The sequence below is a fragment of the Microcystis sp. M090S1 genome (assembly GCF_020246295.1).
GTDB classification, from domain to species: Bacteria; Cyanobacteriota; Cyanobacteriia; order Cyanobacteriales; family Microcystaceae; genus Microcystis; species Microcystis aeruginosa.
The window spans coordinates 1-12,282 of sequence record NZ_JADBTF010000499.1; the positions used below are offsets into that span (position 1 = coordinate 1).

A 12,282-nucleotide genomic window follows, 5' to 3' on the forward strand; every position below is an offset into this window, starting at 1 on the left:
GCTGAATAAATGTGAAATGTAGGCAAGGTAAGGGTTTTGTGGCTTTACGAGCGAAACAGGTGCAAGATTTTGAGAGAATCGTGCTTCAAAACCTTGCGTCTTCATCGGCCTGCGTCCTGTAGGGGCGAAGCATTCGGACAGAAAATCTACGGTTTCACCGATAGGTTATTGCCCGAATGCTTCGCCCGTACTTTTTGCCGCAAACCCTAATTAATCACAGATATTTTTGACTTCTGGAATTGAGCAGTTCCAGGGTTCTCTCCTGCCAGAGTCTGAATTTAACTTTGTCCAATTACTGATTAGGGAAAGGGGTAGATTTAGAAAACCTAACCCTTCCAAATATTTACTGGACTCTGGAAATATTACCCGCTTTAATCCAACCTTCGCGACCATCGGACAGACGTATGCGCTGCCATTGGCCATCGCTGCTGGTTCCCACCACACTGACTTTAGTATTGTAATCGAGACCGCCGAGACGAGTCGATTCACTGGTAGGTTCAGAGCGCAGACTTAAACCGCTTTGCCATGTCACCCGCGCTTGATAACCCTCGGATGTGGCTTCTCTTTTTCTTGCTTCGGGACTGGGTTTCGGGGAAGCTTTTGGTGCTGGTGCAGCTGTGGGAGACTCTTTCACTTCAGCTTGGGGTTGTTCTTGGACGGGAGTAGTAGGGATGGGAGAAGGTTTGACGGCGGTTTTTTCCTCCTTAGTTTCCTCTTTTTTCTCCTCGGTAAAGACGGGTTTAGGAGGATTAGAATTCATACCGGAGAGAAGCATATAGGCGACAGCAGTAGCCCCACCGACCAAAATCGCCACTCCCATGACAAAACCGAGCATAAATTGCAATAAACCAGATAAACGCTTCATATTGGTGCTAAATTAACTGCTAGAATTGACATTAAAACGATCATCGCGAGAGGCTAAACGAGCTTTACCGGACTTTGCCCAATCCTGTAGAAATTGAATCTGTTCTTGGGCAGTGCGAGCCAGGGGTATAATCTGACTAGCGGCCTCAAGCACATCATCGGTGCTAAAGTCGCGATTTTGACTAAAACCGATGTGCATCGCTTCCACGATGGTTTGTTCGATTTCTGCCCCCGAAAAATCGGGAGTTTCGTAGGCTAGTCGCTTTATATCATAACTTTTTAGATTATGGGGCCGGACTTTCCCTAAATGAACGCTAAAAATCTCCTCGCGGGACTTTTGGCTAGGTAGTCCGACAAAAAATATCTCATCGAAGCGTCCTTTTCGCAACATTTCCGGGGGCAGAGATTGGATGTTATTAGCTGTAGCGACGACAAAAACCGGCGATTGTTTCTCGGCTAACCAAGTGATAAAAGTCCCGAAAACCCGCCCGGTGGTTCCCCCGTCGCCTTTTCCCTCCGCTCCGGCGAAAGCTTTATCGATTTCGTCTATCCACAGCACACAGGGAGCTAAAGCTTCGGCGAGATTAATCATCTGACGGGTACGCGATTCCGATTCTCCCACCAATCCGCCAAATAAACGCCCCACGTCTAGACGCAGTAAAGGCAAGTGCCAATGATGGGAAATAGCTTTCGCTGTCAGGGATTTACCCGTCCCTTGAATTCCCACCAATAGTAAACCCCGGGGATTGGGTAAACCGTAGGCGCGGGCGCGTTCACTAAAAGCACCACCGCGACGAATCAGCCAATCTTTGAGATTATCTAGGCCGCCGATGTCAGAAATCTGCTCTGTGGCGGGATAAAAGTCCAATATCTGGGTTTGACGAATCGATTGGCGTTTTTCTGCCAAAATTAATTCCACGTCCTCTGGCTCAATTTTGCCGTGACTGGCTAAACATTTGGCTAAAACCCGACGAATTCTCTCTAGGGATAATCCTTGGGCAGAAAGCACTAATTCATCGAGGAGTGGTTCTTTGACGGGTTGTCCGGTGGCAGCGATTAATCGCTGGATTTCCTGTTTAATTTCTTCGCCACTGGGGAGGGGAAAATCGACGACGGTGATTACTTCGGTTAGATCCGAGGGGATAGACAGTTCGGGAGCGACGATAATTAGGTTTTTGGGCTGAGATTTCAGGGAACGGGCAAGATTTCGCAATTTTCTGGCGATGGCAATATCTTCTAAAAAGCGCTGGAAATCGCGTAAAATTATGATCGCGGCGATGTTAGTCGGCAGCTTTTCGACGAATTCAAGAGCTTGCAGGGGATTACGCCGAGCAAAGTTCTCATTATTGGGATTATCTTGATAACCATCCACGAAATCCCAGACATAGACAGCACGGTTATGGCTCTGTTTGGCAATATCGGCGATCGCTTTTTCGAGACGTTCCTCTTCTAGGGTGGTAATATAGATGAGAGGATAGCGCGCCCGCAGCAGTAATTCAAATTCTTCACCAAAGCTCATAGCTATTCGTCTATAGTTTTTGCTATTTAGGGCTTGCTGAATAAATCTAAAAACCTTGCTGGATAAGACTTTTAGACTTTTTGTCAATCCAAAAGTACCGGACCTGGGAGTGAGCGGGGGGAAAATTCAGGTACTTTTTCCCTGAAAATTAGGTAATTGACCAGATGAAAATCGGTAAAACCCTACACCCCACACCCCACACCCCACACCCTGCCCCCACGAAAAACTTTTTCAGCAAACCCTATTTATATCGTCATCAGAAAATATAGCAGTTAGCCGTCTATTAGATATTTTAGTACAAATGCTCGGACTTGTGTTCTAAATGTTCCACAAGTGCTTCGCCATCGTTCCGCTTATCTTCATGAGACCCCTGTTTAATTCTATTTTTTTACCCTTAAGTATTTCTACTTATTTCTAAAGTTAGATGCTCCCGTGTTTTCTTAAATGTATGGTAGAGGCATCTTGCCTTAGTCGGGATTAACCTTCTGTTATAGCGGTAAGCGCTTGAGTGAGATACAGACCAAGCTTTGCCTAGCATGGTTTATAGCTCGTGACACTGTACCTCATACGACTGCACACCGCTATAATAACTCGAACTACTTAGAAAGTTTAATCAACTTGTGAAATACAAAGACTAGGAACAGACTAACCCAAAAATCAGAAGAGAAACTGTAATTGAATATAGACATCAAAGTTCCATACAATAAAATCAATAAATAAGCCAGGCTATACAAATTACTGGTCTTTATCCAATTTGTATAAAAACATGAAGTCAGATATCCTAAGATAAAAGACAATATAAATACACCAAACTCTCTTCCGTCAATGTAAAAAAAATAAATCATTGTGTAAAAAGCATTACCTAATTGTATATTGCCATCCAAACCGACCCCGCCTTTTCCTACTTCTACAAATTTATCTAGATTTTCTCTCAATTCTGGCAAAATGCTAACCATTCTATCATCAAATACCGTCTTATATATAAGATCCCAGAAGAAACCAATGCCACTTAAACTAGCTGTCCCATAGGTTATTTGTTGATTTAAAAAAGAATACTTATTCTCAATTTCAGAATTTAATAGGGCAAAGCCAATTGTATGATACCTTATTAAAAAATCCCAGATAATTTCTAAAATATTATGATTTGATCCTTGCAATCTAATACTAGATATTATTGATATAATAAAAACTAATAACAAAATAAAAAAAACAATATATTTTTTAGTACTTTTGATCTTGACTTCTTTCAAAAAATCAATAGCTTTATTTGTAAATTGTCCAGAAAAACAAAATTCAGTTATAATCAAAAGAAATATTGGTAAGTAAATTGCAAACCGACCCAACATCATAACTGCCTGAAATGAATTCACAATCAATGAAAAGGCAAAATATCTCTTTTTTCCCTGGCTATACATAACTATAACAGAAATAATAGTAAACATAAACAGAATACCAGGAATGACATGCAAATATAAAAATGCTATGTATTTATGCCCATACAATATACTTTCTTGACCTCCTACACCAAATGCGGCTCTTCTGTATCCTGAAGTACCTAATGTTCTAAAAATATTTATTGCTTTTATAAAAAATGGAAATATGGCAACAAAAAGAATAGGATAACCTAAATCTAGAAGCAACTTAAATTTCTTCTGAAAAATTAAATACGAAGAATGAAAATTAATGTATTTTTTATATTTTATTCTTTTTGAATAAACCAAAGCTCCTAAAGTGTATGAAAGTAGCATCAAAATAACAAGAGACTGCGTACGCCAACCTGGTATATAAATTCCTGTAAGACTAAAGTTAGCGATAAAAAGCCACCCACCCCACCAAACGGTCATGAAAGTAATGGGATTAGCTACCCTTTTAAATTTTAGATAAGATAAAAATACACATATAGAAACAAATATAGGAATCAAAAATATAAAAATTGTAGTACCTTCAAACAAATTCATCATTTTTTTATATCCTATACTATTAAGTTCAATTTGTAGTTTTTGTGTTTATATACAGCAACCATATTTTGATTTTGATAGGCAAATATTTCACAAAAGATAGGGCTGTATGTATCTAACGGTAAAAAGTGATTCGGTAACATCCTAAATTCCTAAATAGGGCTCTTCGGTAATTGTTATGCAATGGACGGGGGTTATAAGGGATGGAACCCTTATATAGAAAGGCATTTAGCGATTTTTGTCAATTGTTTTTGTCTAGAGCGAACTAATCAATTAAGTCTCTTGCGAGATAAGGATTTAAAGGATTTAGTCGATTTATGCCCCCCTATCGAACCATACCAAGTAACGAAGAACCCTAAATAGTTGATAATCTTCTAGCAAGTCGTAAAAATCCTTAAAGAAAGTCCTGCTAAAAATGTTCATTTCATTAAACTCAAAATGGATAATCTCAATGATACCTTTTTTAAGAGCTTCCTTCAAACCTTCAAAGACGCTGTACTCATTACCCTCAACGTCAATTTTAAGCCGGCTTACTTTTTGTATATTCTGTTCTGAAATAAAGCTATCTATATCGATAATATCAACTATATGTGAAACTGAATTACACTGACGAAGCTCGTTAATATAGCGGTAAGCGCTTGAGTGAGATACAGACCAAGCTTTGCCTAGCATGGTTTATAGCTCGTGACACTGTACCTCATACGACTGCACACCGCTATAACTAAATTAACAGAAGGTTAATTAGATTAAGCTTTAGCTAATTAAATTAAATTAGCCTACCAGGGGTGACAAAAGTTAGTCACTGGTTCGCCCCTTCTTTGCTGTCAATTAATTTCAGCCTTTCTCACAACCATTCCCTAGGGGGGTTAAATTCATGTTTAAACTAGCTTCAGACTTTTTATCTTTAGATTTTCTCCGCCAACAAAATCAGAAAAATAAGCCAGAAAGTCAATTTAACTCTTTGCCAATTTCTCAAATCACGAAAGAGGGTAAAGTTTTAGCGATAATTCTCCGACGAGAGTTTAACCAAGAGGGGATTCATTTCCTAACTCCCGATGATTTTTCCCAACAGTTGGCCTATATGAGACACCCGACGGGAAAAAGTATTATGCCCCACGTTCATAACAAAGTACAACGGGAAGTATTTTTTACCCAGGAAGTCTTAATTATCAAAAGAGGAAAACTGCGGGTAGATTTCTATGATGACGACCAACAATATCTAGAAAGTCATATATTGAGAGATGGGGATGTGGTTTTGTTGATACAAGGTGGTCATGGTTTCCAAGTCTTAGAAGAAGTAGAAATGATTGAAGTAAAACAAGGTCCCTACGTTGGTAATCAGGATAAAACTCGCTTTACAGGAATTGAGGAAACTGTGGTTAAAATGGCGGGAGCAGAGATAGCATGAGTAGCTTTATTCCCGTCAATGAGCCACTACTTGCGGGCAAGGAAAAACAGTATCTTAACGAATGTATTGATAGTGGTTGGATTTCTTCGGAAGGTCCCTTCGTTCAGAAGTTTGAAGAAAATTTTGCCCTCGCTGTTGGGCGAAAGTATGCCGTTTCCGTGTGCAATGGTTCTATGGCCTTAGAAGCGGCCATCGTCGCTTTAGGAATTGGTTCGGGGGATGAGGTGATTCTCCCCACTTTTACCATCATTTCCTGCGGAGCTGCCATTGTCAAAGCCGGGGCGATTCCCGTGGTCGTGGACTGCGAAGCGCAGACTTGGAACATGGATATCGGGCAGATAGAGGCAAAAATCACGCCCCGCACTAAAGCGATAATGGTGGTTCATATCTACGGATTACCGGTGGCAATGACTCCAGTTTTAGAATTAGCTCAAAAATACGGTTTAAAAATTATTGAAGATGCGGCGGAAATGCACGGTCAAACCTATCAAGGTAAACCCTGTGGTAGTTTCGGTGATATCAGTATCTTTAGTTTCTATTCCAACAAACATATTACCACTGGGGAAGGGGGCATGATTGTCACCAACCAAGAGGATATTTTTGAGCGTTGTCGTTCCCTGAGAAATTTATATTTTCAGCCCCAACGACGTTTTATTCACGAAGAACTGGGCTGGAATCTGAGGATGACTAATCTGCAAGCGGCAGTGGGTTTAGCACAATTAGAACAGCTAGAAACTTTTGTCCAGCGCAAGAGAAAAATGGGCAGACGCTACAGGGAATTATTGCAAAATATCCCCTGTCTAGAATTGCCTCTACCTCAAACTGATTATGCCGAAAATATTTATTGGGTTTATGGTATTGTTCTCAAAGATGAGGTTAACTTTGATGCTATGGAAGCGATGAAACGCCTCAAAGAACATCAGATTGGTACGCGTCCTTTTTTCTGGTGTATGCACGAACAACCGGTATTTCACAAAATGGGATTATTGCAAAATGTTTCCTGTCCCGTGGCTGAAAGACTGGCGCGCAGGGGTTTTTATCTGCCTAGCGGTTTAGCTCTCACGGACGAGCAAATTGAGCGAGTGGCCCAAGCAGTTCAGCAAGTTTTTGCTGAGGCTGAGTAGGGATGAAAAATTGATGAAAATTTTTTGAATAAAAACCGACTTTTATGATAATTGGCACGGAGTTTTTATCTTGGGTAGTAATTGCCTCTGGTTGCTTTTATTCCCTATATCTATGTATTTCAGTTCCCAAGGATGTTTTTTTTAATGGCGATGGGGCGCTGAAAGCTTTACTAGCTCGTCAGCTAAGTAGTGGTCAATGGCGATTTGACTTAGTTGAGCGCGCAGAAGCTTGGGTTACTCGTCTTTGGCAAGAGGGTTTATACAGTTATCGCCCCCCTTTTGTTTACTACTTAAATCAACGTTATTATATCTCCTTTCCTTTTCCATTCTCTTTGCTAACTTCCCTTTTTTATAAACTTTGGGGTTATCGTGGGTTTTACTTGATTCCCCTCCTATCAATTTGGGTATTGTGGCTCAGTTTTTCGAGAGCAATTCCCGCTTTTTCCCTAGACAGTTGGGGTGGTCTTTTGGGATTAGTTATTTTGATTTTTGCTTCTCCCTTAACTCTATACAGTGCCATATATTGTGAACATACCCTCGCTGTTACTTTAGGATTTTTGGGAATTGTTATCGCTTTTTTTCTACCCGATACAGCTAATAGTGGCTGGCTGCCCAATTTATTAGGCGGATTTCTAGTGGGTTTATCGGTATGGTTCCGCTCCGAATGTCTGGCCCTAGTGGCAACTTTAACTTTATTAGTTTTCTTGGGGTTAACTCCAGAACAAACCTCAATTTTTGCTTGGTATTCAACCGAGCAAAATCTTAATTTTTCTGAATTTCTGCTAACCAATCGAATAGCTTTTGTTTTTGTGCTAGGTATGATTGTTAGTGTGTTTGTACTGTGGTTGTGCAATAAGTTAATTTATAATCGTTTTCTAGGAGTTCACGCTCTGTTAGTCCTTGAGGAGTTTTCTTGGAAAAAACGTATTCAAGAAGCCCTGACCAGTTTTTATCAGTTGAATAGCTCTTTTTTGCTGCATTTTCCTATCTGTATAATTCCCTTAGCTTACTTGCTCACTTGGAGCGGTCAACAATTGAATTTTGCCAGGGATATTCCCGTAACTTTAATTAGTGTAATGGCGATTATCATCTTGGCTGTTCTCGTCAATCTTCGCTGGCAAGGAATGGTCAAAACCAAGGCGTTAGTCAAGGACAATATCATTTACTTCCTGATACTTTTAGCTAGTTGTTATCTATTTGACATGGGCAATCTATCTCTAGATAAACAAATGCTTTTTGTCTATGCTCTCTATTTTATCTACACAGTAGGGGTGTCTTGTTTGGTCGATATTGCCCCGGGAGAAGTCATGGTGGGAGGGAAACAATGGGGACCGCGATATTTATTGCCTCTTATCCCCTTTGTTACCTTATTAACGGTGGAACAAGTAAAAATTATAGGAGCGAACCAAGAAGTTTTACTAGCCAAGGGAAGCTTGGTTTTACTGTTAATCTTACTGGCAATAGCTGTCTATAAAAACATTTATCAAGGTGGAGAATTTTTCTATAAAACCCATCAGGGGATAGCACCAGCTATCAAAAGCATAGAAGAGGATACTAATTCTATTGTTGCCTTTTCTCATCAATATGCGGCACAAGTTTTGGGTTTTGGTTTGGAGAAACAAAAAACTTTCTTCCGTGTGGAAGATAGTCAAGCCATGGTTAAACTATGCCAAGAATTAGTCAGTCAAGGATTGTCTAGTTTTCCCTACGTTTGCTATCCCTATCGCCCTTGTCAACTCTTACAATCCCCACCGGAAGAACTGGAATTTAGCCAAGATGGACAAAAGTTTCAAATTGGCATGAATCGCTCTGGAATCATTGGTAAGTATCCTTTCTATGAAATAGTTATATCTGCTTCTGAGACAGGTTTACTAGCCCAAAAATCTGAGGATAAGCCCACAATTACTCCAGCAGCTAATGATTTAGTCTGTACGATTTTACCCACTTATAACGAGCGAGATAATATTAGTCAATTAATTGAACGTTTACTAGCTAGTGTTCCTAGTCCTTATTTAGTGCTAGTGGTGGATGATAATTCTCCCGATGAAACTTGGCAGATAGTAGAAGATTTAGCCAAACAATATCCCACTCCTCCCCAAGATTCGCAATTCCAATCGGGGGTAATTTTGTGTCGCAGAATCGACGAGAAAGGGTTAACTTCGGCTCTACAGAGAGGTATTGACGACGCAATTAATCTGTATGGGGCTAAAATTATTACTTGGATGGATTGTGATTTGTCTATGCCTCCAGAAGATGTGCCCCAATTAATCACACCGATTCGAGCTAAAAAAGCTGATATTGCCCTAGGTTCTCGTTGGATTCCGGGGGGTGATGATGTTGCCCACGGACTGATGGCCCGGATGTTAAGCTGGATTATTAATCGCATGGCCATCGTGATGCTAGGCAATCAAGTTCACGACTATACCAGTGGTTTTATTGCCGTTCGTTCTCAGGTTTTAGAAAAAATTCGCTTAAAGGGAGATTATGGAGAATATTGCATTGATTTATTAACCCGTGCCAATCGTTTGGGTTATAAGTTAGTGGAAGTTCCTTATCTTTGCGTTCCCCGCATTTATGGTGAGAGTAAAACTGGAATTAATCTCTGGGATTATTTGTCAAAAGGACGGAAATATGTGGTCACTATTTGGCAATTGTGGCAAGAAAGATAAGACAATCATCTCTTTTTTTAACTAGAATTAGTGATTCTGTAGTTATCCTCTAATTGTTCAACTCTAGGAGCTAAAGTTATGAAGAAAATGTTTACTTTTTGGCCTTGGTTAGCTACCGTTGGTGTGGCCTGGTCTTTGGGGTTTTTTTATAACGTACACTACGGGGGTGAATTAAAGTGGCTCCTACAAATGTACGAACAAAAAGCCTCTTTTGCCAAGCAGATAGATGCACCGAGACGAATAATTTTTGCGGGGGGGTCGGGGGTAAATTATAGTATTAACTCTCAATTCCTAGAACAAGAACTAAAAATCCCAGTTTTTAACTTTGGTTTACAGGGAGATTTGGGATTAAATGTCATCTGCCCAATTATTTTAGAGCAGGTACGTCCGGGGGATATAGTAGTTCTCATTCCTGAATATTTGATGTTACTGGATGATGATGGTATTGGTTATGGTGATGGTTTATTTGGTTCGGTTCCCTTTAGTGTTGCTATTGGAAAACCGGGTTTAGGAAATATACCCTTAGAACAATTAGTTTCCGAGACTTGGTTAATGGGAGTTCCTAGTTTACGCGCTATAGTAAAAACTGCTGTTGATGTTATGCAAACAGGAAAAGCTAGGGGTTATTTATCAGATCCAATCACAGAAAAAGGAGATCCTACCGTAGTCAAAAAGCGTACAGGTAAATGGTGGGCTAGAACATTCGATCAACCTATTTCTCAATACTCCCTCAAACGCATCGCTCAATTTCAAGAGGAGTTAAAAGCTAAAGGTGCTGATTTAGTAGTTTCTCTCTCTTGGGTTTATGCTAAGACGGATGAAACTACTGTAAAAAATGTTAAAAAAACTATTGAAGAATTGTCTAATATAGTACCTTTAATCTACAATCCAAAAACTCTTAATCTGCAAACAGATTCTAGTTTATTTGCCGATACCCATGAGCATTTATTACCGGAAGCAAGAATAAGACGCTCTAGGGAACTGGTGCAACAACTGCGTCCTATAATTCAGGGAAAAACTACTCAAAATCATCGAATTATTTCTATTCTCAATCGATAATTGAAAATTAGATAAAACTTTTGTACTAGCAGTAATTTGGGATGGAGATAGCAGGGAATTGATTTAACCGGCAAAATTACCGTAAATTTCCCTGAATTTATTCAATTTTATTTTTTGGAATTGTTCTTCCTTCAATAAAGGTTCTTTTCCTCTCGGATGTTCCTGACTCTTTTTCTTGAGATTTTAACTCCTTCTTTTCCTAATTCGTTAAAGCTTTTGATAATTTGGGTTCTTCGGTTTGTGTTATGCAATGGACGGGAGTTATAAGGGGTGAAACCCTTATATAGAAAGACATTGCTTCGATTTTTGCCAATTGTTTTCAATCTAGAACGAGCTAATCAATTAAGTCTTTTGCCAGATAAGGATTTAGCCGATTTTTGCCCCCTGATCGAACCATACCAAGTAACGAAGACCCATAATTTTAAAACTATATTGATGATCTAATCCGAGAGCTACTGCCGCATTTTTGATTGTCGATCCTCAAGATATTTTACCTAACCAGTGCCATCTTTTTGTTGCCACCGAATCTTGACTTGCTTTATATCTATCTTTCATTTGCTCTGAACTTGGATGTGCGGCTAAGTAGGCTTTTTTGGGCATTTTATCTCCTCGTCCTTACTCTTCTTATGATACTAAATCCGGTTATTAAAGACTGATTATTTATTCCTCCTGTTGCCTCTTGCCTTTTGCCTTTTGCCTGTCCTAATAAGTAGCCTATACTCAACGGATTTAGTATGATAACAGGATTTGCTATTACCCCTCGCTCAAATTTGTGCTACTATGGAAGGTAATATCGAGGATTTAATTTCTTGGCCTCCTAGTGCTAATCATTGGGTAAAACCCTTATAATTACTAGAATATGAAGATAAGCTGAAAGATTCCCCGTTTGCAATTATTATGTATGAATAATGTTATTGACCATGATCGTTTATTTAAGGAATTAATTGCGACTTTTTTTGTTGAATTTATTCAGTTGTTTTTTCCTGAGATTATTAATTATTTAGAGCCTAATCAGATCACATTTTTAGACAAAGAAGTCTTTACCGATGTCACGGAAGGAGAAAAGTATGAAAGTGATTTAGTCGCCCAAGTGCAATTTCGAGGACAATCATCATTTTTCTTAATTCATCTAGAAGCACAGTCTAGCTCTCAACCGGAATTTAATCGGCGAATGTTTACTTATTTCGCTCGTCTGCATCAAAAATTTGCCTTACCAGTTTATCCGATTGTCATATTCTCCTATGATCGTCCGCAAAAAGAAGCAATTCGTCAATACAAAATTGAGTTTCCTGACTTAAAAGTGTTAGAATTTAACTATCAAGTTGTCCAGTTAAATCGCTTGAATTGGCGAGATTTTCTCGATCAAGCTAATCCCGTCGCCGCCGCTTTGATGGCCAAGATGAAAATTGCCCCTCGGGATAGAGCAAAAGTTAAGGCAGAATGTCTAAGATTATTGGTAACATTAAGATTAGATGCTGCTAGAATGCAATTGATTTCAGGCTTTGTCGATACCTATCTCAATCTCAACTCGTCCGAGGAGATAGAATTTCAACAGGAGATTAGCACATTTATTCAACCCGAACAGGAGGGAGTTATGCAGATTACCACCAGTTGGATGCGCCGCGGTTTAGAACAGGGTTTAGAACAGGGTTTAGAACAGGGTTTAGAACAGGGTTTAGAA

At 39.6% G+C, this 12,282-nt stretch carries 9 protein-coding genes; 5 read left to right on the plus strand and 4 right to left on the minus strand.

Features of this window, described 5'->3' with window-relative positions; genetic code table 11:
• Positions 1-343: 343 nt before the first annotated feature.
• The 4 genes from IM477_RS21980 to IM477_RS21995 all read right to left on the minus strand — a co-directional run bounded on the left by IM477_RS21980 (position 344) and on the right by IM477_RS21995 (position 5,013).
• Positions 344-865: an SH3 domain-containing protein gene (locus tag IM477_RS21980; protein WP_061431324.1), complete on the minus strand. Its 522-nt coding sequence runs from the start codon at positions 863-865 to the stop codon at positions 344-346.
• 12 nt (positions 866-877) lie between these two features.
• Positions 878-2,383: a Ycf46 family AAA ATPase gene (locus IM477_RS21985; RefSeq protein ID WP_287733471.1), complete on the minus strand. Its 1,506-nt coding sequence runs from the start codon at positions 2,381-2,383 to the stop codon at positions 878-880.
• A 596-nt stretch (positions 2,384-2,979) separates the two neighbouring features.
• The gene (locus IM477_RS21990; RefSeq protein WP_287733472.1) at positions 2,980-4,344 is read right to left on the minus strand and encodes an O-antigen polymerase; all 1,365 of its coding nucleotides are present in this window, start codon (positions 4,342-4,344) and stop codon (positions 2,980-2,982) included.
• Between the two features lie 312 nt (positions 4,345-4,656).
• Positions 4,657-5,013 carry an FkbM family methyltransferase gene (locus tag IM477_RS21995; RefSeq protein ID WP_287733473.1) on the minus strand — a complete coding sequence of 119 codons (357 nt, stop codon included), beginning with the start codon at positions 5,011-5,013 and terminating at the stop codon, positions 4,657-4,659.
• Between the two features lie 202 nt (positions 5,014-5,215).
• Here IM477_RS21995 and IM477_RS22000 point away from each other — a divergent pair, with 202 nt between their 5' ends.
• The 5 genes from IM477_RS22000 to IM477_RS22020 all read left to right on the plus strand — a co-directional run.
• Positions 5,216-5,749, plus strand: a complete 534-nt coding sequence (locus tag IM477_RS22000; RefSeq protein WP_002759194.1) for a cupin domain-containing protein — start codon at positions 5,216-5,218, stop codon at positions 5,747-5,749.
• Entirely contained in the window at positions 5,746-6,873 is a 1,128-nt protein-coding gene (locus IM477_RS22005) for a DegT/DnrJ/EryC1/StrS family aminotransferase (RefSeq protein WP_002759190.1), read from the plus strand. The genes IM477_RS22000 and IM477_RS22005 overlap by 4 nt, the downstream gene beginning before the upstream one ends.
• A 44-nt stretch (positions 6,874-6,917) precedes the next feature.
• Positions 6,918-9,542 (plus strand): LA_3751/LA_3752 family putative glycosyltransferase, encoded by a 2,625-nt coding sequence (locus tag IM477_RS22010; RefSeq protein WP_287733474.1) that lies wholly within the window; start codon positions 6,918-6,920, stop codon positions 9,540-9,542.
• A gap of 78 nt (positions 9,543-9,620) precedes the next feature.
• Complete coding sequence (locus IM477_RS22015; RefSeq protein WP_287733475.1) at positions 9,621-10,601, plus strand: hypothetical protein; 981 nt, start codon at positions 9,621-9,623, stop codon at positions 10,599-10,601.
• A gap of 901 nt (positions 10,602-11,502) precedes the next feature.
• The coding region (locus tag IM477_RS22020) for an Rpn family recombination-promoting nuclease/putative transposase (protein ID WP_287733476.1) at positions 11,503-12,282 on the plus strand (780 nt) is incomplete at its 3' end.

Coding starts and splice junctions, on each gene's coding strand:
- IM477_RS22010 (WP_287733474.1), top strand. CDS start 6,918: ATGATAATTGGCACGGAGTTTTTATCTTGGGTAGTAATTGCCTCTGGT.
- IM477_RS21980 (WP_061431324.1), bottom strand. CDS start 865: ATGAAGCGTTTATCTGGTTTATTGCAATTTATGCTCGGTTTTGTCATG.
- IM477_RS22015 (WP_287733475.1), top strand. CDS start 9,621: ATGAAGAAAATGTTTACTTTTTGGCCTTGGTTAGCTACCGTTGGTGTG.
- IM477_RS22000 (WP_002759194.1), top strand. CDS start 5,216: ATGTTTAAACTAGCTTCAGACTTTTTATCTTTAGATTTTCTCCGCCAA.
- IM477_RS21990 (WP_287733472.1), bottom strand. CDS start 4,344: ATGATGAATTTGTTTGAAGGTACTACAATTTTTATATTTTTGATTCCT.
- IM477_RS21995 (WP_287733473.1), bottom strand. CDS start 5,013: ATGCTAGGCAAAGCTTGGTCTGTATCTCACTCAAGCGCTTACCGCTAT.
- IM477_RS21985 (WP_287733471.1), bottom strand. CDS start 2,383: ATGAGCTTTGGTGAAGAATTTGAATTACTGCTGCGGGCGCGCTATCCT.
- IM477_RS22005 (WP_002759190.1), top strand. CDS start 5,746: ATGAGTAGCTTTATTCCCGTCAATGAGCCACTACTTGCGGGCAAGGAA.